This is a genomic window from Paraburkholderia piptadeniae (genome assembly GCF_900007165.1).
GTDB lineage: Bacteria > Pseudomonadota > Gammaproteobacteria > Burkholderiales > Burkholderiaceae > Paraburkholderia > Paraburkholderia piptadeniae.
In genome coordinates, this window is the sequence record NZ_CYGY02000010.1 from 81,652 (window position 1) to 104,301 (window position 22,650).

Sequence of the window (22,650 nt, forward strand, 5' to 3'; positions counted from 1 at the left end):
TTGCCCAGCCGGATTGACCAGCCACGAAGCTGTCAGCGGGAGCGCCGTCATGAGCACTCAGCGGATCATGCGTATCACGAGGCGACTTGCGTTCATGGTCCTCGCGCTTTTGGGCCTGTCGCTCGGCGCGCTGACATGGGCCGACGACAACGCCACGGCGCTCAGGGACAAGTACGATGCGCTCGCGCCGCAACTCAAGTCGAACGCTTTTCATCGCCCGATCCATCTCGACTCGGAAGAAACGCAGAGCACGTTGAAGGGCGATATCTACGCCGTCGTCGATTACCCGTTCGAGCTCGTCAACAGCGCGCTCAACGATCCGCAGCAAGGCCCCGCCAACTGGTGCGAAGTGCTGATCCTGCATCTGAACACGAAGTACTGTCACGCTGCTTCAGGCAGCAACGGCGCGATCATCAGCATGAACGTGGGCAAGAAGACGGAACAGGAACTCGGCGACACGTACCGTGTGCAGTTCAACTACCGTTCGGTGGCGACGGGCCCCGACTACTTCCAGGTCGAACTGAGCGCGGCGACGGGACCGCTCAGCACAAAGGACTATCGCATCGTGCTCGAAGCCGCCGACATCGGCAATGGGCGCACCTTCCTGCATCTCACCTACTCGTATGGATTCGGCACAGCAGGGCGCATCGCGATGAAGGCCTATCTCGCGACGATAGGCAGCGGGAAAGTGGGCTTCACGAAGGCGCCGGACGGCGATTACATCGGCGGCGTGCGCGGGCTCGTCGAACGCAATACGATGCGCTATTACCTCGCCATCGACGCGTATCTGGCTTCGCTCGCGATGCCCGCCGACAAGCGCGTCGCTCGACGCTTCGCAACATGGTTCGATGCAACCGAGCAGTACCCGCGCCAGTTGCACGAGCTCGACCGGCAAGAGTACCTTGAAATGAAGAAGAACGAGCACCGGCGCCAGCAAACGGCGCAATAGGTATTGCGTGTTCTTCCACGCGGCGTGGGACTGCAGAAGCCGGGCGATAAAGCTGTCCGGCTAGTCCCAGTTTTCATCGATCCATTCGATCGCCCACGTTCGCGCGCATGTCACCGCGTCCGATTCGTCGACGAATGAATCGATGTCGCCCGATTGATGCACTTCGGCGGGCGTATGCGCCGTCGCCGCTCGAGTGAGCTTGGCCTGGGCGACGTAGTGACCGTCTTCGTCGTGCCTCGCCCGGCAGTCGATGCGAAATCCCTTGTAGTCGAAGTGCATGGCAAGCCTCCTGCAGCGAAGAAAGTGCGATGCAATCCGGGGCTGGGTTTCTCCCGGCGGATGACGGCATCGTAGCATGGCAAATCGCCCGCCAGGCCTTTGTCTATGTGCCCATCGACACACGCAGCCGTGCGTTGCAGACCGCGTTCGCCCTGTTGCGTTCCGCGCTTGCGCCGCCGCTCGCCGATTCGGCCCTCGTGGCATATGGAAAAGCTGCAATCCGCGTGACGGACTTTCATGGTAGACGCGCGGCGCTTCTGACATGCCGCGTGCGCGATGCGGCTTCCGGAGCCCAACGAACCGCGCGCGAACTCGCTGAAAAATCAGCGTTTTCCGGCATTGCGCGGCGGCTCATGTTCAGGGTTTGAAAGCTCGCCGGATGCGTGGTTGGAATGGCCGTTGCTGTGTCTGCTTACAAGACAGACGACCAACCGCAAACAGCGACGGACCAATCAGGGGGAGCAGCATGCGCAACACGAGCTTCAGGCCAACGCGAAATCGCATATGGACGGCAGCGCGCTTCGCCGCGCATTCGATCCCGCCACGCGTACTCGTCGTGGACGATTTCATCGATTCGGCCGACTCGCTGGCTGCCTTTCTCGCCAGCACCGGCTTCGACACGCACGTCGCCTACAACGGTTGCGACGCGCTGAAGATCGTGAACGAATGGCATCCCGACGGTGTCGTGCTCGACGTCGCGATGCCGTGCGTGTCGGGGCTCGCTGTCGCAAGGACATTGCGCGCGTCGCCCGAGACCGCGTCGGTGCCGCTGCTTGCGTACACGGCCTATGAAACCGACGACAACTTCGACGAGCTTCGCGCCGGCGGTTTCGACGCCGTCTGCGCAAAGCCCGTCGATCCCATGATGATCGTAAAGATCCTGACGCTGCTGATAGGCACAGCGCCGACGAACCGCACCTCTTCGCTCGACTCGTAAAGCGGTGCCACGGCAGCGCTCCCCTTGTTCCACTTGTAACCGCCCAACGCTCCCGCTAATCTGACGCGCATCCCGTTGCGGAGCGCGCACATGAGCAAGCTACGAAGTCTTCTCGCGGCCTTCACCGTCGCATTGCTGACTTCGTGCGCAAGCTTGCCGCCGCAGACGGACCGCGTCGAGACGCATGCCGTCGCCGATACGCAGAACACGCGCCTTGCCAACGCGTTCACGCGGCAAGAGCAGCAGCACCCGGACGAAAGCGCGTTCCATCTGTTGCCCGACGCCGTCAATGCGCTCGTCGCGCGCCTCGTGCTCGCGCAAGCCGCCGATCGCACGCTCGATCTCCAGTACTACATCTGGCACGACGACCTGACGGGCCGCGCGCTGGGCGCTGCGGTGCTGCGCGCCGCCGATCGCGGCGTGCGCGTGCGCATCCTGCTCGACGACCTCGGCACCAACGCCGACGACAAGCTGCTGCTCGCGCTCGACTCGCATCCGAACGTGCAGATCCGCCTCTTCAACCCCGTCGCCAGCCGCACGTTCAAGAAGCTCGGCATGGCCACCGAGTTCTTTCGCGTGAACCGGCGCATGCACAACAAGTCGATGATCGCGGACAACGAAGGCGCGATACTCGGCGGGCGCAATATCGGCGACGAGTACTTCGGCGCGTCGACCGACGTCGCGTTCGGCGACCTCGATGTGCTCGTGCACGGCCCCGTGGTGCGCGACGTATCGACGGCATTCGACCTGTACTGGAACTCCGACGCGTCGTATCCCATCGCCAGCCTGATGGGCCGCAAAGCGGATGCCAACGCGCTCACGGAGGTTCGCGCGAAGCTCGACGCGTATCTCGCATCCGAGGAGAACAACCCGTACGTCGTCAATGCGCGAGCGCGGCTCACGCAGGTGATCCATTCGCAGGACGCGGCGCAATTCTCGTGGGGCAAAGCCACGCTGCTCTACGACGACCCTGCGAAGATCACGCGCTCGCCGACCAACGCGCAAGGCCATCTGATGACGCAACTGAAGGCGCTCCACCTTCAGCCGGAGCATCGGATGCTCGTCGTCTCGCCTTATTTCGTGCCCGGAAAAGAAGGCGTCGCGTGGCTTACGGGACTCACGCACAATGGCGTGCGCGTGACCGTGCTGACCAACTCGCTCGCCGCCACGGATGTCGCCGCCGTGCACGCGGGCTATCAGCGCTACCGCAAGGCTTTGCTCGAAGCGGGCGTGCGGCTGTACGAACTCAAGCCCGTGGCCAGCGCGAATACCGGCGAGGACAAGAAGCATCTGTTCGGCTCGTCGAAGGCATCGCTGCACGCGAAGACCTATGTGTTCGATCGCGACACGCTCTTTATCGGCTCGATGAATCTCGATCCGCGTTCCGTCGAACTCAATACGGAAATCGGCGTGTATTGCGAAAGTGCGGCGGCCGCATCGCAAGTCGTCGATACGCTCGAGCCGAGCTTGGACCACATCGCATGGCGGCTAGAACTGCGACCGAATCCGAACGGCACGAACAGCATCGTGTGGATCGATACGGCGCCCGACGGCAGCACGAAAGTCCTCGACAGCGAGCCGGACGTATCGGCGCTGCGCAAGGCGGGCGTCTGGCTGCTCGGCATACTGCCGATCGAATCGCAGTTGTAGCGGCGTTTTGCCACCGCGTTCTGCCAGCGCGTTCTGCCACCGCGTTCTGCCAGCGCGTTCTGCCAGCGCGTTCCACCAGCGCGTTCCACCAGCGCGTTCCACCACCGCGTTCCACCAGCGCGTTCCGCGGCACGTTTGCGCGGCATTCAGGTCGCCAATGCCTTTACGCGATCTTTACGCGCCGAACGCACATCTTTTGAAAATCTCGATGGCAGAGTGCCTAGAGTGCTTGCATTTGGGCTCGCACCAGACGAGACATGCAAGAACAACAACACGCACGGCGTGCCCTCGCCAGCGCAAAGTGGAAATACACGCTTCTCAGGTTCGCGCTGATGGCGGCAAGCCTCGCGCTATGCAGCGCGTTGCCGTTCGCGCATGCGCAAGCGGAAACCGCGCCCGCCGCCACCGATGCGTCCTTTCTGCCCGCGCCTGAAGATATCGTCGCGACGTTGCGCGCGCAGTTTCGCGTATCGGCTGCGGATGCGCTGACCATCGCGCAAGCCGTCCTCACGGAAGCAAACCGCTATTCGATGTCGCCCGTGCTGCTGTTGTCCGTGATGGCCGTCGAATCGGGATTCGATCCGCGCGCGGTGAGCACGCTCGGCGCGAGAGGCCTGATGCAGGTGCTGCCTGCCGCCCATCCGCGCGCCGTCGCCGACGTCAGGCAACTCGATGATCCCGCGATCAATGTGCGCATCGGTTCGTCGATCCTGCGCGGCTATCTCGACGAATCGGGCGGCGACATCGATGCCGCGCTCTTGCGCTATAGCGGCGGCGGCAAAGGCTACGCGCGCCGCGTCGCGCTGCGCATGCAGCGTTTCAATGCGACGTTGCGCGGCAATGGCAATGCGCAGCCGCTCGAAAAGGTGTCGCTAGGCGCGATCCGCTAGCGTCATCAGCTGTTTCGCGAGTGCGTGCGCATGCGGCGTGAGCGCCGCAAAGTCCCGCGCGCACAAGTGCAGGCGCCGCGATGTCCAGGCTTCGGACAACGGCAAGATCGCGAGATTCGCGTCGCGCAGCGGCTGTGTGCACGCAGCAGGCAGAATCGCGATGCCGACGCCCGCTTCGATCAGCCGGCCGAGATCGGCGACGTTGCGCAGACGCACGCGGTATTGCATCTGCCGCCCGAGCCGCGATGCGCGCTCCGTAAGATGCCGCTCCAGCGCTGCATCGGAAAGGCCGACAAAGGCCTCGTCGACGATATCGGCGAACGCGACGCGCGCTTCGTTGGCAATGCGATGCGCGCGGCTCGCGACAACCACCAGTTGATCGTCCGCGATCAGATATGTTTGCAGCGCGGCCAGATCGGCGATATCCGCGACGATGCCAAGGTCGGCGCGCCCTTCGGCCACGGCGCGCACGATGTCGGCGCTCGGCCGTTCGTCGATGTCGACGGAGAGATCGGGATGCGCGCTCAAGAAGCGGCAGAGCTGCTCGGGCAGAAACGATGCGAGGGCGGCCGTATTCGACATCAGATGCACGCGGCCTTTCAGGCCCGTCGCATAGCTGCGCAGCTCGCCGCGCATCTGCTCGATCTGCCCGACGATCAGCCGCGCGTGACGCACGAGCGCCTCGCCTGCGGGCGTCGCGCGCACGCCGCGTCGCGTGCGTTCGAGCAACGGCGTGCCGAGCGCGGACTCCATGCCCGAAATGCGCTCGCTCGCCGAAGCAAGCGCGAGATGCATCGCCTGCGCGCCGCGCGTGAGGCTGCCGTGCTCGACGACCATCAGGAATAGCCGCAGATCGGTAAGGTCAAAACGCGACGTCGTCATCTTCGGTTGGGGCGAACGCTGGCATCGGAGAATCCCGATTGTATCCGCGAAGCCGCCGCCGCTATGATGCGTCGCATGAACGGTCTATTCCTTGTAGCGGGCGCGGGGCTGCTCGCAGGCGGCATGAACGCGCTGGCGGGTGGCGGCTCGTTCGTCACGCTTCCCGCATTGATTGCAGCGGGCGTGCCTTCGGTTCAGGCGAACGCTTCGAGCACTGTCGCGCTCTATCCCGGCGGCCTCGCGAGCGCGTGGGCGTATCGCGACGGACTCGGGCCGATCGGCTCCGTGTCGTTGCGCGCGATGATTGTCACGACGCTGATCGGCGGTATTTGCGGCGCGTTGCTGTTGCTGCTCACGCCTGCAAAGACATTCGATTTCGTCGTGCCGTGGCTGCTGCTGTTCGCGACACTCGCGCTCGCATTCGGCCGGCGCTTCGGCGAATGGATGCGCGAGCGCTGGCACATCGGGCGAGCGGCCGTGCTCGTCATCCAGTTCGTGCTCGGCGTGTATGGCGGCTATTTCGGCGGCGCAGTCGGCATCATGATGATGGCCGTGTGGGGCCTGCTCGACAGCCGCGAACTGAAGCTGCTCAACGCGCCGCGCACGCTGCTCGTGAGCGCGGCCAACACGATGGCCGTCCTCGCGTTCATCGTCGCGCACGCGGTGCATTGGCCCGAGACTCTCGCGATGCTGATCGGCGCGACGCTCGGCGGATACGGCGGCGCACACGTGGGACGGCGCGCGCCCGCGCGCGTGATCCGCTACGGCACGCTGATGCTGACGGCGTGCATCACGATTGCTTTCTTCGTGCGCGCGTACGGTTCGGGAAAGTGAACTGAGCCATCGCTAACATCGGCGCTGCACGGCGATGATCGCGCCGTGCACGACGCCCGACCTTACGATGAACGGGCGCTCAGCCCGCGTGCCCCTGCCGGTGCGGCACCTGCTGCTGGGCCTCGTCGACGTGCGGCGGCCGGTTGTGGCCGCGCGGTCCGCGATCGTTGCCGTGATGCTCCGCCACGCGCGCCGCTCCCGGCTGCAGACGATGCCCCGCTGATGCATGCCGCGCAGGCGCGCTTTCACGACGATCAGCCCGATGCGGCACACGCATGTCACGATGCGCGACGACCGCGTGGCTCGGCGCGTGACCGCCACGACGAGCCATCTCGGCGCGCAGATGCTCGCGTCGTCGGAACACTTCAGCGCGACGGTCGCCGTGCGCGTAGAAATGCCGATGACGCCGGCCATCCAGGCCCACCACCCATAGATACGTGTTGCCGCCGACGAACACCACGTCGCGATCCACGACGCCTGCGATATAAATGTCGCTGGGCGCGGACACGTACACGGGCTGCGCAACGGGCGCAGGCGCCGGCGCGCGCACGACGACGGCAGGCGGTGGAGCCTGCACCGCGACGACCGCGGGACGCGGCCGTGCAGGCGCGGCGGAGATCTGCTGCTCGCTCGTGACGCAACCGGCCAGCGCAACAAGTGCAGCGATCGCGGCGACATGTGTTGCCAGCTTCATCGTATTCAAATGCGGCTCCCCGTTTGTGTTTGCGTATGTGGTCATCGTGGTTTGGTCGCTGGGTTTTGGTCCAATTAACGGCACCGCCTTACAGAAGCTTTAGCAGGACACGCGGATCCTCGCCTGTATCATCGGCATATCTCGTTGGCCATGACTCGTGGAGAAAAAGCTTGAACGTCAGTGATGCAGTCACCAGCCGCAAATCGGTGCGCCAGTTTCTGCCCAACCCCGTCGCGCCCGACGTGATCCGCCGCGTGCTCGCCACCGCTGCGCGCTCGCCTTCGGGCGGCAATCTGCAGCCGTGGCATATCCATGTCGTAGGGGGCGACGCGCTCGCGCGACTCAAGCACATCATGCGCGAGCGCATCGCGGATGCGCCGGGCGGCGAAGAAACGGAGTACCACGTCTATCCGCCGAATCTTCATTCGCCGTATCGCGAGCGGCGTTTTGAGGTCGGCGAAGACCTGTATCGCAGCATCGGCATCGCGCGCGAGAACCGGCCTGGACGTCTCGCGCAATTCGCGCGCAATTTCGCGTTCTTCGATGCGCCGCTTGCGCTCTTCTGCACCGTCGATCGCCGCATGGGACCGCCGCAATGGTCCGATCTCGGCATGTTCATGCAGTCCGTCATGCTGCTGTTGCGCGAGGAAGGGCTGCATAGCTGCGCACAGGAATGCTGGGCAATGTATCCGAAGACGATCGGCGCGTTTCTCGACTTGCCCGACGAGCGCATGCTGTTCAGCGGCATGGCAATCGGTTACGAGGATACGGGCGCCGCGATCAACCAATGGCGTGCGCAGCGCACGCCACTCGACGAGTTCACGGAGTTCATCGGCATCTGACACGCCTGCCGTCGCGTCGCGCCCATTGATGCGAGAATGGTTGCTTCGATGAAGCAGACGCGAGTGCATCCGATGTTCGAAGCCACCATCAATACCGCGCTGCCCAAGGCCGAGTTCTATCGCGAACTGGCCTCGCAGGCGCGCTCGCTCCTTGAGGGCGAATCGAATCAGATCGCCAATGCGGCGAATCTGTCAGCACTGATTTTTCACAGCCTGCCGCAACTGAACTGGGCGGGCTTTTATTTCGCCATCGACGGCGAGCTCGTGGTCGGCCCGTTTCAGGGCAAGCCTGCCTGCGTGCGCATTCCGATGGGCCGCGGCGTGTGCGGCCACGCGGCGCAGACGCAACAAACGCAAGTCGTGCCGGATGTCGACGCGTTCCCCGGGCATATCGCGTGCGACTCGGCCTCGCGTTCGGAGATCGTGATTCCGCTGCAAAAGGCGAATGGCGAACTGGTCGGCGTGCTTGATATCGACAGCCCCGTGCTTGCGCGCTTCGACGACGATGACCGGCGCGGACTCGAAGAGGTCGCGCGCATTTTCGTCGCGTCGCTTGAGTGACCTAAGCGCGCGTCGGCTCTTTGGTGCGGCCCCGAAGATCGGCCTCGCAGCCGACCTTCGGGGAGCGCTCAGGCTAAACGCTACCTTGCATCGCCACATCACGTGCGCTGCGCGGTGCTCATCTTATAGCGGCTCATAGTGGCTCACACCGCGCGATTCGGCGTAGCGCTGCTTTTTTTGATCGACTCAAGCGCTGCCGTAACGCCTTTTCCATAAGCTGGATCGGCCTTCGTACAATGCTCGATGTGCAGCTTCTGGATCGGCTCCGAAACGCCCGCGAGCGAGCGCGCTGTATTGTCGAACAGCGCCTGCTTCTGCTCAGCACTCATCAGCCGGAACAGCGCGCCCGGTTGCGAGTAGTAGTCTTCGTCGACGCGATGATTCCAGTGATCCGCAGCGCCTTCGATCGACAACGGCGGCTCGCTGAAATCCGGCTGATCGAGCCATTCGCCGCGCGTGTTCGGGTTATACGGCGTGGCGCCGCCCATGTTGCCGTCCACGCGCATGAAGCCGTCGCGGTGATAGCTGTGCACCGGGCACCTCGGCGCATTCACGGGAATCAGGCTGTGATTCACGCCGAGGCGATAGCGCTGCGCGTCGCCGTATGAGAAGAGCCGGCCTTGCAGCATCTTGTCGGGCGAGAAGCTGATACCCGGCACGATGTTGGCCGGATTGAACGCGGACTGCTCGACATCCGCGAAATGATTCTCCGCGTTACGATTCAATTCCATCACGCCGACTTCGATCAGCGGATAGTCTTTTTTCGGCCACACCTTCGTCAGATCGAACGGGTTGTACGGGCACTTCGACGCGTCCTTCTCCGGCATCACTTGCACGTACATCGTCCACTTCGGGAATTCCTTGCGCTCGATCGCTTCGTACAGGTCGCGATGCGAGCTCTCGCGATCGGCGCCGACAAGCGCGGCCGCTTCCGCATCGGTCAGATTCTGGATGCCCTGCTGCGTCTGGAGATGGAACTTCACCCAGTAGCGCTCTTTCGCCGTGTTGATAAAGCTGAACGTGTGGCTGCCGAAGCCATGCATATGACGGAACGACTTCGGAATGCCGCGATCGCTCATCACGATGGTCACCTGGTGCAGTGCTTCGGGCAGTTGCGTCCAGAAGTCCCAGTTGTTTTCCGCGCTGCGCAAGCCCGTGCGCGGATCGCGCTTGACCGCGTGATTCAGGTCGGGGAATTTCAGCGGATCGCGCAGAAAGAACACAGGCGTATTGTTGCCGACGAGATCCCAGTTGCCTTCCTCCGTATAGAACTTGATCGCGAAGCCGCGAATGTCGCGCTCGGCATCGGCGGCGCCACGCTCGCCCGCGACCGTCGAGAAGCGCACGAACAGTTCCGTCTTCTTGCCGACTGCGGAGAAGATCTTCGCCCGCGTGTACTTCGTGATGTCGTGCGTGACAGTAAACGTGCCAAATGCGCCCGAACCTTTCGCGTGCATCCGGCGCTCGGGAATCACTTCGCGGTCGAAGTGCGCGAGCTTTTCGAGGAACCACACGTCCTGCAATAACGCCGGGCCACGCGCACCCGCCGTCTGAATGTTCTGGTTGTCTACTACAGGTGCGCCAAAGGCAGTAGTCAGCTTGTTCACGTTCAGCCCCTCCAACACTAATAAGAAAGTCCGGCGGACCTTCTGCCGGAGCGTACAGTGGGTCTTACATGGGCAGCGGGCAACTGCGCCGTTGCTTCCAAAGGCGAAATCCGGACGGCATGCCAATGCAATGCTGTCGGTGTTACGTCGGGATTAAAGTCGCGTGGTGCTCGACACACGCGACCCGGATGCTCCGGCGTTGATCTTAGCGCCATTCGGATCGGCGAGTAGATAAGGGCGACTATTACTCGCGCTGCAACGCATGACAAAAGAATGACACTCAACGCGCGGCGCATCCCTTTTCTATTGGTTTTTGGAATTCGATTAAAAATTTAAGTTAGCACTCGCTTTATTGTCCTTGTCATATACATACCAGCTCGCCGAGCAATGACAGATAACTAACCGACACGACGCAGAACAAGACCCGGAAGACGACTCGATGTCCACCGCGTTCGCCCACACAGTCGAAGCGAGTTTCGCGACGCTCACGCCCACGGCCAAGCGTATCGCCAGTTATATGCTGGCGAACCTGGAGCGCCTTGGCCTCGAGACGGCGGACCAGATCGCGCAGCAGACGGGCACAAGCGGCATTTCGGTCGGACGCTTTCTGCGCAGCGTCGGCTATCGCAATCTCGACGACCTGAAGCGCGAATTGCGCGGCGCACAAGCGCGACCGTGGTTCATCACCGACCGGCTCGACGCGTGGCGCAGCGAGCGCCACCACGGCAACGCAAACAACAATATCAGCGACGACGCCACGCGCGACACCGCTCTCGCCCGTTCGCTCGATCTCGAAGTCGATGCAATCCGCTACGTGTACCAGCTTGCGCAAGCCGAAACATTTGCGCGCGTCGCGCAGCGCATCGCCACGGCCGATGCCGTCTTTATTCTCGGCATTCAATCGACGCGCGGCATTGCGAACGCGTTCTACAGCTACCTCGAATATCTGCGGCCGCGCGTGTTCTACTCCGACGGCATGTCGGGTTCGTATGTCGATTCGCTGAATTCGGAATTCGCATCGCCCTATCTGATCGTCACGGACACGCGCGCGTATTCGCGCATCGCACGCCGGTATTGCGAAGCGGCCGCGCGGCGCGAATTGCCATTTGCGCTCGTCACCGATCTGTATTGTCCGTGGGCGCGCGACTTTCCCTCCGATCTGTTGCAGGTGAAGACGGATGTCGGCCAGTTCTGGGACTCGCTCGCGCCGCTCACCTGCCTCTTCAATCTGCTGATTACGTCGATCGTCGAACGGCTGGGTCCAGCCATCGACGAACGCGTCGCGCGCAACCGCGAGTTGCAGCGCGAGCTCGATCAATTCGACCTTTGACTCTCATGACCGACAAACCTCAACTGATTCATATCACGCAGGAAACACACGGCGTCAACATCGACCTCGTTTATGCGACCGACCGCAATTTCACCGGCAAGGCCATCTATAAACAAGCGCACTGCCTGCTGCTTCCACCCGCCGAAGCGGGCTTGCGCAAGGCCGTCGAACTCGCCGCGACCATCGGCATGAAGCTGCACATTTTCGATGCTTACCGTCCGCCGCAAGCGCAACAGGTGCTATGGGACTTTCTTCCCGATCCGACCTATATCGCCGAGCTTGGCCGCGGCTCGAACCATAGCCGCGGCACCGCGCTCGATCTGACCTTGCTCGACAGCGACGGCGAGCCCCTCGACATGGGCACGGGCTTCGACGCGATGGTCAAGGAGTCAGAGCATTTCCATCAGGGCCTGCCGCAGCACGTGCAGCGTAATCGGCTGTTGTTGCTCGGCATCATGCATGCGGCCGGCTTCACGCATATCCCGAGCGAGTGGTGGCATTACGAATTGCCGGGTTCGCGCGCGCTGCCCGTGATCGACAACAGCGAAAGCGGCCCTTTGAAATTGATGTAATCGCGTTGGTGCTGTCCGTTAGCAGGTCTCTCACCGCACTTTCCTCTCGATACGGAGCGAGTATGAATCTGGTTTTGCGCAATGCGCTGGCGGCAGTCGCGGTCGTATCCGCGCTGACGCTTACGATGACGACAACAAGCACCGCATTTGCGGCGACACCGAAAGACATGCTGGTGATCGCCACCACGCTCGACGAATTCTCGACGCTCGATCCGGGCGAAGTCTACGAGCTGGTGCCCGAGGAATACGTCGCGAATACGTATGACCGTCTGGTGCGCGTCGATCTGAAAGACCCATCGAAATTCAACGGCGACGTTGCGCAATCGTGGACGGTCAGCCCCGACGGCCTAACCTTCACGTTCAAGATTCGCCCCGGCCTCAAGTTCCACTCGGGCAATCCGCTGACAGCCGACGACATCGCGTGGTCGATCCAGCGCTGCGTGCTGCTCGACAAGGGCGCGGCCGCCGTGCTGCAAGGCATCGGCCTGACGAAAGACAACGCGCTGCAAAACGTGAAGAAGATCGACGACACCACGGTCAGCATCACGACCGACCAGAAATACGCGCCTACGTTCGTGCTGAACGTGCTGGGCGCCTGGCCTGCATCGGTCGTCGACAAGAAGCTGTTGATGTCGCATCAGAAGGGCAACGACTTCGGCAATGAATGGCTGCGCACGAACGAAGCCGGCTCCGGCGCGTACAAGCTCGTCAAATGGACGGCGAACGACAGCATCATCCTGCAGAAATACGACGGCTACCGCGTGCCGCTCGCGATGAAGCGGATCGTGATGCGCCACGTGCCCGAAGCGTCCAGCCAGCGCCTGCTGCTCGAAAACGGCGACGCGGATGTCGCGCGCAATCTGAGTCCCGACGATCTCGCCACGCTCACGAAAGCGAACAAGGTTCAGGTGATGTCGGTGCCGCAAGCGACGCTGCTCTATCTCGGCCTCAATGTGAAGAACGCAAATCTCGCGAAGCCGGAAGTGCAGGAAGCGATGAAGTGGCTGATCGACTACGACGGCATTCAGAAGAACGTGACGAAGAGCACGTTCAAGGTTCATCAGACGTTCCTGCCCGAAGGCTTTCTTGGCGCGTTGAATACCAATCCGTACCACCAGGACGTCGCGAAGGCCAAGGCGCTACTCGCGAAAGCGGGCTTGCCGAACGGCTTCAACATGACGATGGACGTGCGCAGTGCTTACCCGTACAACGAAATCGCGCAAGCGGTGCAGGCGAATCTCGCGCAAGGCGGCATCAAGGTCGAGATCATTCCGGGCGACAACAAACAGACCCTCGCGAAGTATCGCGCGCGCCAGCACGATATCTATATCGGCGAATGGTCGGCGGATTACATCGACCCGCACAGCAACGCCCAAGGCTATGCGTGGAACCCGGACAACTCCGACAAGTCCTCGTACAAGATGCTCGCGTGGCGCAATTCGTGGGACATTCCCGATCTGACGAAAGAGACTAACGCGGCGCTCGCCGAATCGTCGACGACGAAGCGCGCGCAGCTCTATCAAACGATGCAGAAGGAAATGCTCGCGAAATCGCCGTTCGTCATCATGTTCCAGCAGGTATCGCAGGTGGCGATGCGTCCGGGCGTATCGGGTCTCGAAGTCGGTCCGATCAACGACCTCGTGTCGTATCTGCATGTGAAGAAGCAGTAAGCGCACGCGACTCTCCAGGCACATGTCGACTACGCTCACTCCGATCGATCGCATTCGCGCTGCGTCCGCGCGCAGCGCGAGCGTGCGCTGGACGCTGCGCGTGCTGCGCTGGGCGCTCACGCTCGCCGTCACGTTCACGGGCCTGCTCGCCGTGACCTTCGTGATCGGCCGCAAGGTGCCGATCGACCCTGTGCTCGCGATACTCGGCGATCGCGCGTCGGCGAGCGCGTATGCGGCGGCGCGCATCCAGCTTGGGCTCGACAAGCCGCTCGCCGAGCAGTTCTTCATCTACGTGCGCGCGGTGCTGCACGGCGATCTGGGCGTATCGCTGCTGACGGCGAACCCGGTGATCGACGACATCAAGCGCGTGTTTCCCGCGACGCTGGAACTCGCGACGCTGTCGACGATCATCGGCGTACTGGTCGGCGTGCCGCTCGGCGTGATTGCCGCTACGCGGCACAATCGCTGGATCGATCACGTCGCGCGTTTCATCGGCCTGATCGGCAGTTCCGTGCCCGTGTTCTGGCTCGGGCTGATGGGGCTGCTGCTCTTCTATGCGAAGCTGCATTGGGTGTCGGGACCGGGACGAATCGATCCCGTGTTCGACGGCATGGTCGACACGCACACGGGCAGCCTGCTGATCGATTCGCTGATCGCGGGCGAATGGGATGTGTTCTTCAATGCGCTGTCGCACATCGCATTGCCCGCCGCGATCCTGGGCTACTACTCCGTCGCCTATCTGAGCCGGATGACGCGCTCGTTCATGCTCGACCAGTTGAACCAGGAGTACATCACGACGGCGCGCGCGAAAGGCCTGTCCGAGCGGCGCGTGGTGTGGGTGCATGCGTTCGGCAATATCGCGGTGCCGCTGCTGACAGTGATCGCTCTGTCATACAGCTTTTTGCTCGAAGGCTCGGTGCTGACCGAAATCGTATTCGCGTGGCCCGGCATCGGTTCGTATCTGACGGGCGCCCTGCTCAATGCCGACATGAATGCCGTGCTCGGCAGTACGCTCGTGATCGGCATCACATTCATTGCGTTGAACCTGCTGACGGATGCGCTCTATCGCGTGTTCGATCCGCGCGCCCGCTGATGCAACGGAGAACTTCTACGTGCGTCCCACTGTTGACCGCTCGAAGCAGGACTGGCCGATGAACGCGTCGCGCCCGACGCTCAGAGCATGGCTGCTGACCGATACGCCCGCTTCGCGCAGACAGGCGGCGCTCGGTCTCGCGTATCGGCGCTGGCGGCGCTTCGCGGGCAATCCGCTGTCGGTATTCGGCCTGTCGATCCTCGCGCTGCTCGTGATCGTCGCGATCATCGGACCGTGGATCGCGCCGCATGATCCCCTCAGGCAGATATTGTCGGATCGCCTGCTGCCACCCGGTTCGGCCTCTCACTGGCTCGGCACCGATCAACTCGGCCGCGACATTCTCTCGCGCGTGATCTATGGATCGCGGCTCACGCTGTCGATTGCAATTCTCGTCGTCGTGGTCGTCGTGCCGATCGGTTTGATGATCGGCACAACGGCGGGCTTCTTCGGCGGCTGGGTGGATAACGTGCTGATGCGCGTGACTGACATTGCGCTCGCGTTTCCGAAGATCGTGCTCGCGCTCGCTTTTGCAGCAGCACTCGGCCCGGGCGTGTTCAATGCGGTGATCGCAATTTCGATTACCGCGTGGCCCGCCTACGCGCGTCTCGCGCGCGCCGAAACGTTGAGGCTCGTGCAAGCCGACTTCATTCACGTTGCGCGCCTGCAAGGCGCCTCGAATCTGCGCATTCTGCTGCGCTATATCGTGCCGCTGTGTTCGTCGTCGGTGATCGTGCGCGCTACGCTCGACATGGCGGGCATCATTCTGACCGTCGCGGGTCTTGGCTTTCTGGGGCTCGGCGCACAACCGCCCAGTCCCGAATGGGGCTTCATGGTCGCGTCGGGCCGCAACGTGCTGCTCGACGCATGGTGGGTCGCGACGATACCGGGTTTTGCAATCCTGCTCGTGAGCCTCGCATTCAATCTGCTCGGTGACGGGCTGCGCGACGTTTTCGATCCGCGTCATGGAGACTGACATGCGCACGAACGAAACGACCTCCCCGCTGTGCGAGATCGACGATCTGCGCATCGCGTTTCGCATGCACGACGGCACGTTGAACGAAGCGGTGCGCGGACTCTCGCTGAGTCTGCGCAAGGGCGAGCGCCTGGGCATCGTCGGCGAATCGGGCTCGGGGAAGTCGCTGACGGGCCGCGCGCTGCTCGGCCTGTTGCCGCCCGCCGCGCACTGCACGGCGAAAACATTGCGCTTCGACGGGCACGATCTGCTGACGATGCGCGCCGACAGGCGCCGCCAACTGTGCGGTCAGCAAATGGGCATGATCCTGCAAGACCCGAAATACTCGCTGAACCCCGTGATGACCGTCGCGCGGCAGATGCGCGAAGCGTTCGCGCTGCACGACCCGAAACTGGGCCGCCGCGCGATGCGCGAAAAGATCGTCGCGGCGCTCGAAGCGGTGCATATCCGCAATCCCGAGCGCGTCGCGGATTCGTATCCGCACGAGCTTTCGGGCGGCATGGGGCAACGTGTGATGATCGCGATGATGGTGTCGACGGGACCGCGCCTGCTGATCGCCGACGAGCCGACCAGCGCGCTCGACGTGCTGGTGTCGATGCAGGTACTCGCCGTGCTCGACGAGATGATTGCGAAACATGATACTGGCCTCATCTTTATCAGCCATGATCTGCCGCTCGTGATGTCGTTCTGCGATCGTGTCGTCGTGATGTATGCGGGCCGTGTCGTCGAAACGTGTGCGGCGCGCGATCTCGTGCATGCGCAACACCCGTACACGCGTGGCCTGCTCGCCGCCAATCCGCCGCTTGCCGATCCGCCCGCCGAACTGCCCGTTCTGTCGCGTGATCCCGCATGGCTCGACGATGCGCAAGGAGCGTCCGCATGATCGACGTCGATGCATTGACAGTGCGCTTCAAGACGGCGGCGGGCACCGTCGACGCCGTCCGCAACGCGAGCTTTCATGTCGCGCGCGGCGAAGTGTTCGGGCTTGTCGGCGAATCGGGCTCGGGCAAGTCGACCATTCTTCGCGCGCTAAGCGGCCTTTCGCCTATCGCGCAAGGGACCGTGCGAGTCGAGCAGCAAGGCGAATACGAGAGAAAGCGCAACGTGCAGATGGTGTTTCAGGACCCGTACGGCTCGCTGCATCCGCGCTTCACTGTGGACCAGACACTGCGCGAGCCGTTGCGCATCAATGGAATCGGCCAGCATGAAGAACGTATCGTCAATGCACTGCGCGAAGTGGGACTGAATGCGTCGTTTCGCTTTCGCTATCCGCATCAGTTGTCGGGCGGCCAACGGCAGCGTGTGGCGATTGCGCGCGCGCTGATCGTCGAGCCGCGTGTGCTGTTGCTAGACGAACCCACGTCAGCACTCGACGTCTCCGTCCAGGCGGAGATATTGAATCTGCTCAAGCGCCTGCATCGCGAGCGCGATCTGACGATGATTCTCGTGAGCCACAATCTCGCCGTCGTGGGCTTTCTGTGTTCGCGCGTTGCCATCATGCGCAACGGCGAAATCGTCGAAGAACTCGACATCGGGCAAATTCGCGCGCAGCAGGTCGACAACGAGTATTCGCGCAGCCTGCTGCTTGCGACGGGCGGTTATCAGCGCAAGGCCGTCGAGGCGCTGGGGATCGACACGGAAGGCTGAGCGTTCTCGCTCGACCCGCGCCGCTTACACGGGTGCCGTGCCGACATAGTTCTCGGCCATCGACATCGCAGCACTGCGCGACGTCGTCACGTACTCCAGTTCCGCGACCTGCAACTGCTGCTCGAACGGCGATGCATCGTCGAGGCGGTGCATCATGCGCGTCATCCAGTACGAGAAATGCTCGGCGCGCCAGATGCGCTTGAGCGCCGTTTCACTATAGCGAGCCAGCAGATCGGTGCCGTCTTGCTTGTAGAACGCTCGAAGTGCTTCCGACAACACGCGCACGTCGGAGACCGCGAGATTGAGACCCTTCGCACCCGTCGGCGGCACGATGTGCGCCGCGTCGCCGGCAAGGAACAGCCGGCCGTGCTGCATCGTCGTCGAGACAAAGCTGCGCATGCCGATAATGTTCTTTCGGAAGATCCTGCCTTCGATCACCTTGTGCCCCTCGTCCGAATCGACGCGCGCGTGCATTTCGGCCCAGATGCGATCGTCGGACCAGTGATCGACGGTATCTTCCGGATCGCATTGAAAGTACATGCGCTGCACGTGGTGCGAACGCGTGCTGACGAGCGCGAAGCCGCGCTCATGGCGCGCGTAGATCAGTTCATCCGACGTCGGCGGCGCTTCGACGAGAATGCCAAACCACGCAAACGGATAGACACGCTGATAATCGCGGCGCAGCGCTTCAGGAATCGCGTTGCGCGAAATGCCCTGCGCACCGTCGCATCCGATGATGAAATCGCAATGGAGTTCGCGGGCTTCGCCCTGATGCCGGTAGCGAATGCTCGGCGCGCCGCTTTCGATGTCATGCAGCGATACGTCCGACACTTCGAAATGCAGTGCGCCTTGCGCGGCGATGCGCGCGGCAACCAGATCCTTGATCACTTCGTGCTGCGCGTAGACGGTGATCGATTTGCCCGTCAATCCAGTGAGATCGAGGCGCCGGCGCTTGCCTTCGAACGCGAGTTCGAAGCCATGATGCAGCGCGCCCTCCGCTTTCATGCGCTCGCCGACGCCCGTTTCCGTGAGCAGATCCGCCGTGCCCTGTTCGAGCACGCCCGCGCGTATCGTCGATTCGATCTGCTCGCGGCTGCGCGATTCGAGCGCGACGGAATCGATGCCTTGCAAATGGAGAAGATGAGAGAGCAGCAGTCCCGCAGGACCCGCGCCAATGATGCCGACTTGCGTACGCATATGTGTCTCCTGATAATTGTCTTGTTTTGCGTCAAAGTGTGCAGGCCACGCTTTTATCGAGCAACGCAATAGCACGAATAAGCGATATCTCCACTCGCGATAATCGACAGCTGCGGGTTTCCCCTTATTCGTATGAGCGGCTTTATCCGAAGCGGAATGTTGACTATCTTTGATTCACGATGCGAAGCCGAACAGAGGGCAATCATGAAAGCACGCAATGTCGTGAAGCTGCTTGTCGCCGTGGGATGCTTGACGTCGATGCCGAACGTCCACGCGCAGGCCAGCGATGGCATGTCGATGTCGTCGAGTCCGGCTGCGCATTCGGGCAAGGCGACGCCGTCGGACAAGAATCTGGCTCGCGATGTCCGTAAGGCGTTGGCGAAAGCGCCCAATTTCAATGTGTCGAATGTGTATGTGAAGGCACGCGACGGAGCGGTCACGTTATCGGGCAGCGTGCCCGATGGTCCGCAGATCCAGCAGGCGGCGGACGTGACGAAGGGCGTGCCGGGCGTGACGTCGGTGAGCAATCATCTGACGCTCTACAACAAAGGGTATTAGCCCTTCTTTTAGCCCCGTCTCTTAGCCCTTCTCGCAGGGACTCGCGTTGCTCCTGACCTGCCCCGTTGCTTCGAGAATCGCCTGCCTGATGCGCGGATAAGTGCCGCAACGGCAAATGATGCCGTGCATCGCGCAGTCGATATCCTTCGTGTTCGGATGCGGATTATTGAGGATCAGCGCGCTCGCGGCCATCAACTGCGCGCTCTGACAATAGCCGCACTGCACGACGTCGATACGCGTCCACGCTTCTTTCAGCGCACGCGCTTGCGGCCCGTGCAATCCTTCAATTGTCGTCACATCATTGGCGCCGATATCGGAGAGCTTTTCCTGGCAAGAAGTCTTCGCTTCCTTGCCGACGAGAACCGTACACGCTCCACACACGCCGACGCCGCAACCGAACTTCGTGCCCGTCATCTTCAGTTCGCAGCGCAAGACCCAGAGCAGCGGCGTCGTGGGATCGGAATACACGTCGACCGTCTTGCCGTTGATGTTCAGCTTGAGCATGTTGTACTCCCGGAGTACAGCTTCACTTTGAACGGCAACGTGCGAAAGCGCATGCCCGTCAGTGCGAACAGCGCATTCGCGACGGCGGGCGCGATGGGCGGCAGCGCGGCTTCTCCGACGCCTTGCGGATGTCCTTTGGACGGCATGATCTCGACGCAGATGTCGGGGCATTCGTCCATGCGCACGACATCGAATTCGCTGTAGAGGCTCTCGACCACTGCGCCGTCGTCGAGCGTGATTTCTTCCTTGAGCGCGGCGGAAAGGCCAAATACAATCGCGCCTTCCACCTGCTGCCTGATCAGATTCGGATTGACGGGCAGACCGCAATCGATCACGCAAAACACGCGGTTTACCTTCAACGCATTGCCCGCTTCCATCGACACGTCGACGACCTGCGCGACCACGCTGCCGAATGCTTCATGCAGCGCGACGCCGCGCGCATGCCGGATACCGTTTTCGGACCATACGAGGGGCGCATGCCATCCGGACATGCTCGCCACTTTCTGCAGAACCGCCAGATGCCGCGGATGCCGCGCCAGGAGATTCGCACGAAACGCGACAGGGTCTTTGTGCGCGGCGGCGGCCAGTTCGTCGATAAAGCTCTCGATGAAGAACGCCTGATGCGAATGCCCAACGGAACGCCAGAAGCCGACGGGCATCGGCAAATCGATCGTGCGTTGCCCGATCCACACGTTCGGCATTTCATAAGGCTGATCGAACGCACCTTCGGAAACGGTCTTGTCCAGATTGAGGCCGATGTCGGGGATGTAGTAATTGCGCGCCATCCACGTCGTGACGATCGATTGGCTCACCGATGCGTTATGCCACGCGATCAGTTGTCCCTGCTCGCCGAGTCCCGCCTTGAAACGCGACAGGCAGGCGGGCCGATAAAAGTCGTGGCGCATGTCCTGCGGACGCGTCCAGAGCGTTTGCACCGGGCGTCCGCTGGCTTCGCGCGCAATCGCCACCGCTTGCACGATGAAGTCGACTTCGAGCCTGCGCCCGAACGCGCCGCCTATCAGTTGCTGCTGCAAATCGACCTGCCCGGCGTCAATGCCCAGCAGCTTCGCGACATGCATGCGCGCGACGGCGGGCACCTGGGTCGCGGCCCAAACCGTTGCCGTGCCGTCCTTGATTTGCGCGGTGCAGTTCAAAGGCTCGAGCGCCGCATGCGCGAGATAGGGCACGTGATACTCGGCCATGACGATTCGCGCGGCGCGGCCCAGCGCGACATCGACGTCGCCGTGGCTGTACCATGCGTGGCCGTCGCTCTCGTCGAGCGCCTGCGACAAACGCTCCACCACGGCTGCATTGTTCAACCCTTTGGTCGCGCCGTCGTTCCATTCGATCGACAGCACGTCGAGCGCATTCATCGCGACGAACATGTTGTCCGCGATCACGGCAACACCGCCCGTGCCGCCGTTGTACGCATCGACAGCGAATACGCGCTGCACGCCCGGCAGCGCCGCCGCCACCGAGCCGTCGAATTTGCGCACCGTGCCGCCGAGTGTCGGGCACATCGCGATGCTTGCGTACAGCAGGCCATCCGGCAGCACGTCGATGCCGAAGCGCGCGGTGCCGTCCATCTTCGAAGGCGCTTCGATACGCGTGAGCGGCTTGCCGATCAGCTTGAAGGTATCCGGGTCCTTCAGCACGGGTTTGCGCGGCAGCGGCTGGCGCGCGGCTTCGGCGGCGAGTTGCCCGAACGATGCGCTGCGCCCCGAGCCGTGCAGCACCTTGCCCTTTTCGACGCGGCACTCCGACGCCTTCACGCTCCAGATTTCGGCGGCCGCGCCAATCAGCATTGCACGCGCGCATGCGCCGGCCTCGCGCATCGGTTGCCAGAGATCGTTGATGGTCGACGAGCCGCCCGTCATCGACGTGCCAAAATCGCGCGCGAGCTTGCGCGCAAGCCATACCGCGAGTTCCTTGATGACGCCGTCTTCGTCGGGACGAAACGGCAGATCGCCGACGACGCTCTCGACATTGTTATAGATGCCGTCGATCGGCGCATGGGCCACGCGGATGTCGCGCCAGTCCGCATCGAGTTCCTCGGCCACCAGCATCGCAAGCCCTGTGTGCACGCCCTGTCCCATCTCGGCCCGGCACATCATCACGGTGACGGTGTCGTCGTTGGCGATCTTCACGTAGCCGCTGAGCGCCGTTTCACCTGGCCGCACGGGCACGGTCGCCGATGCGACGATCCGCTGACGCGGCGGCAGCGCCGACCATCCGACGATCAGCGCGCCGACCGCACCCGCACCGCCCAGCAGGAAGGTTCGACGCTTCAGCATGGCATCTCTCAGAGGAATACAGCACGGACACCAGTAAAACGCACCAGTCGCGGCTCAACTGAAAATCTGTGAACTCACCTGCCGACGATGCGCCGCTGTGTACTTCCATTACCTGTTCGAAAAGCGCCAATTCAATCGGGTCAAAGATCATATTAGTGCGCATTCGCCGAATTGCGGCGCACTTGATGAAAAAGCCAATAGAGATTGAAAGGATTGCGACAGTGCGGCAAAACCCGCATTGCCCGCCCGTGGAAAACGAACGCAATGCGCAAAACACATGCGCGTGGAATCGCCATGAATAAGCGCTCGAGCCAAGCCGCATCAGAGCCTTAGCGCAGATACAGCGCCATGCTGCATCGCAATCAAAACCCAGTGGCATATCGCTTGCATCGATCTCTGCCAAGCGCTGTGTCACGACGACCGCCTGGTCTCGGCAGTCGCACAGGGAGAAAAGAAATGGCTTATCTGATCGGTTGGTTGCTAGGTGTGCCGCTTATCGTCCTCGTGATTCTGTATTTGGTTTTTCACTGAGGACGCACAACTCATGCGGCCATCGCGGCCGCAACCGATATTCGAAGAAGCGGAACACACCCACGCGTTCCACCGCAAGCGCGGCGACTGTCGTTCATCCACAGTCGCCGCGCTGCATTCGCCATCAAGCTGATATCGAGCACGATACCAAACGCG

At 62.4% G+C, this 22,650-nt stretch carries 22 protein-coding genes; 15 read left to right on the forward strand and 7 right to left on the reverse strand.

Annotated features, from left to right (window positions below):
• Positions 1-49 precede the first annotated feature (49 nt).
• Positions 50-949 carry a glycosyltransferase gene (locus BN2476_RS04100; protein ID WP_087732884.1) on the forward strand — a complete coding sequence of 300 codons (900 nt, stop codon included), beginning with the start codon at positions 50-52 and terminating at the stop codon, positions 947-949.
• Positions 950-1,009: 60 nt separating this feature from the next.
• Here BN2476_RS04100 and BN2476_RS04105 read toward each other — a convergent pair whose 3' ends face one another.
• Positions 1,010-1,228: a hypothetical protein gene (locus BN2476_RS04105; protein ID WP_087732885.1), complete on the reverse strand. Its 219-nt coding sequence runs from the start codon at positions 1,226-1,228 to the stop codon at positions 1,010-1,012.
• Between the two features lie 556 nt (positions 1,229-1,784).
• Between BN2476_RS04105 and BN2476_RS04115 the strand changes: the two genes are divergently transcribed.
• The 3 genes from BN2476_RS04115 to BN2476_RS04125 all read left to right on the forward strand — a co-directional run bounded on the left by BN2476_RS04115 (position 1,785) and on the right by BN2476_RS04125 (position 4,705).
• Positions 1,785-2,165, forward strand: a complete 381-nt coding sequence (locus BN2476_RS04115; RefSeq protein ID WP_235850687.1) for a response regulator — start codon at positions 1,785-1,787, stop codon at positions 2,163-2,165.
• Positions 2,166-2,255: 90 nt separating this feature from the next.
• Entirely contained in the window at positions 2,256-3,815 is a 1,560-nt protein-coding gene (locus BN2476_RS04120) for a phospholipase D family protein (RefSeq protein ID WP_087732888.1), read from the forward strand.
• A gap of 257 nt (positions 3,816-4,072) precedes the next feature.
• Positions 4,073-4,705, forward strand: coding sequence for a lytic transglycosylase domain-containing protein (locus tag BN2476_RS04125; RefSeq protein WP_235850688.1), 633 nt, complete (start codon positions 4,073-4,075; stop codon positions 4,703-4,705).
• Here the strand turns inward: BN2476_RS04125 and BN2476_RS04130 are convergent.
• Complete coding sequence (locus tag BN2476_RS04130) at positions 4,688-5,587, reverse strand: LysR family transcriptional regulator (protein ID WP_087732890.1); 900 nt, start codon at positions 5,585-5,587, stop codon at positions 4,688-4,690. The two genes, BN2476_RS04125 and BN2476_RS04130, sit on opposite strands and share 18 nt — an antisense overlap.
• A gap of 75 nt (positions 5,588-5,662) precedes the next feature.
• Between BN2476_RS04130 and BN2476_RS04135 the strand changes: the two genes are divergently transcribed.
• On the forward strand, positions 5,663-6,421 hold the full coding sequence (locus BN2476_RS04135) for a sulfite exporter TauE/SafE family protein (RefSeq protein ID WP_087732963.1): 759 nt from the start codon (positions 5,663-5,665) through the stop codon (positions 6,419-6,421).
• A 79-nt stretch (positions 6,422-6,500) separates the two neighbouring features.
• Here the strand turns inward: BN2476_RS04135 and BN2476_RS04140 are convergent, their stop codons facing one another.
• Positions 6,501-7,115, reverse strand: a complete 615-nt coding sequence (locus BN2476_RS04140) for a hypothetical protein (protein ID WP_235850693.1) — start codon at positions 7,113-7,115, stop codon at positions 6,501-6,503.
• 170 nt (positions 7,116-7,285) lie between these two features.
• Here BN2476_RS04140 and BN2476_RS04145 point away from each other — a divergent pair, with 170 nt between their 5' ends.
• Both BN2476_RS04145 and BN2476_RS04150 read left to right on the forward strand, forming a co-directional pair.
• Positions 7,286-7,957, forward strand: coding sequence for a nitroreductase (locus tag BN2476_RS04145; RefSeq protein ID WP_087732891.1), 672 nt, complete (start codon positions 7,286-7,288; stop codon positions 7,955-7,957).
• A 72-nt stretch (positions 7,958-8,029) separates the two neighbouring features.
• Positions 8,030-8,518, forward strand: coding sequence for a free L-methionine (R)-S-oxide reductase MsrC (locus BN2476_RS04150; RefSeq protein ID WP_087732965.1), 489 nt, complete (start codon positions 8,030-8,032; stop codon positions 8,516-8,518).
• Between the two features lie 143 nt (positions 8,519-8,661).
• Here BN2476_RS04150 and BN2476_RS04155 read toward each other — a convergent pair whose 3' ends face one another.
• Entirely contained in the window at positions 8,662-10,125 is a 1,464-nt protein-coding gene (locus BN2476_RS04155; protein ID WP_087732966.1) for a catalase, read from the reverse strand.
• 439 nt (positions 10,126-10,564) lie between these two features.
• Between BN2476_RS04155 and sapR the strand changes: the two genes are divergently transcribed.
• The 7 genes from sapR (at position 10,565) to BN2476_RS04190 (ending at position 17,410) form a co-directional block, all read left to right on the forward strand.
• Positions 10,565-11,455: a sap1 transcriptional regulator SapR gene (sapR, locus tag BN2476_RS04160; protein WP_087732892.1), complete on the forward strand. Its 891-nt coding sequence runs from the start codon at positions 10,565-10,567 to the stop codon at positions 11,453-11,455.
• 5 nt (positions 11,456-11,460) lie between these two features.
• Entirely contained in the window at positions 11,461-12,027 is a 567-nt protein-coding gene (ddpX, locus tag BN2476_RS04165) for a D-alanyl-D-alanine dipeptidase (protein ID WP_087732893.1), read from the forward strand.
• Positions 12,028-12,089: 62 nt separating this feature from the next.
• Positions 12,090-13,697, forward strand: coding sequence for an ABC transporter substrate-binding protein (locus BN2476_RS04170; protein ID WP_087732894.1), 1,608 nt, complete (start codon positions 12,090-12,092; stop codon positions 13,695-13,697).
• Positions 13,698-13,719: 22 nt separating this feature from the next.
• Complete coding sequence (locus BN2476_RS04175) at positions 13,720-14,790, forward strand: ABC transporter permease (RefSeq protein WP_087732895.1); 1,071 nt, start codon at positions 13,720-13,722, stop codon at positions 14,788-14,790.
• 58 nt (positions 14,791-14,848) lie between these two features.
• Positions 14,849-15,763: a nickel transporter permease gene (gene nikC / locus BN2476_RS04180; protein ID WP_087732967.1), complete on the forward strand. Its 915-nt coding sequence runs from the start codon at positions 14,849-14,851 to the stop codon at positions 15,761-15,763.
• Position 15,764: 1 nt separating this feature from the next.
• Positions 15,765-16,646 (forward strand): ABC transporter ATP-binding protein, encoded by an 882-nt coding sequence (locus BN2476_RS04185; protein WP_087732896.1) that lies wholly within the window; start codon positions 15,765-15,767, stop codon positions 16,644-16,646.
• Positions 16,643-17,410, forward strand: coding sequence for an ABC transporter ATP-binding protein (locus BN2476_RS04190; protein WP_087732897.1), 768 nt, complete (start codon positions 16,643-16,645; stop codon positions 17,408-17,410). The genes BN2476_RS04185 and BN2476_RS04190 overlap by 4 nt, the downstream gene beginning before the upstream one ends.
• Before the next feature lie 24 nt (positions 17,411-17,434).
• Here BN2476_RS04190 and BN2476_RS04195 read toward each other — a convergent pair whose 3' ends face one another.
• Entirely contained in the window at positions 17,435-18,607 is a 1,173-nt protein-coding gene (locus BN2476_RS04195) for a 4-hydroxybenzoate 3-monooxygenase (protein WP_087732898.1), read from the reverse strand.
• A gap of 204 nt (positions 18,608-18,811) precedes the next feature.
• On the opposite strand from BN2476_RS04195, the gene BN2476_RS04200 reads away from it, so the two are divergent.
• On the forward strand, positions 18,812-19,165 hold the full coding sequence (locus BN2476_RS04200; protein ID WP_087732899.1) for a BON domain-containing protein: 354 nt from the start codon (positions 18,812-18,814) through the stop codon (positions 19,163-19,165).
• A 21-nt stretch (positions 19,166-19,186) separates the two neighbouring features.
• Here BN2476_RS04200 and BN2476_RS04205 read toward each other — a convergent pair whose 3' ends face one another.
• Both BN2476_RS04205 and BN2476_RS04210 read right to left on the reverse strand, forming a co-directional pair.
• Complete coding sequence (locus BN2476_RS04205) at positions 19,187-19,669, reverse strand: (2Fe-2S)-binding protein (protein ID WP_087732900.1); 483 nt, start codon at positions 19,667-19,669, stop codon at positions 19,187-19,189.
• Positions 19,657-21,963, reverse strand: coding sequence for a xanthine dehydrogenase family protein molybdopterin-binding subunit (locus BN2476_RS04210; protein ID WP_087732901.1), 2,307 nt, complete (start codon positions 21,961-21,963; stop codon positions 19,657-19,659). The genes BN2476_RS04205 and BN2476_RS04210 overlap by 13 nt, the downstream gene beginning before the upstream one ends.
• Positions 21,964-22,650 lie beyond the last annotated feature (687 nt).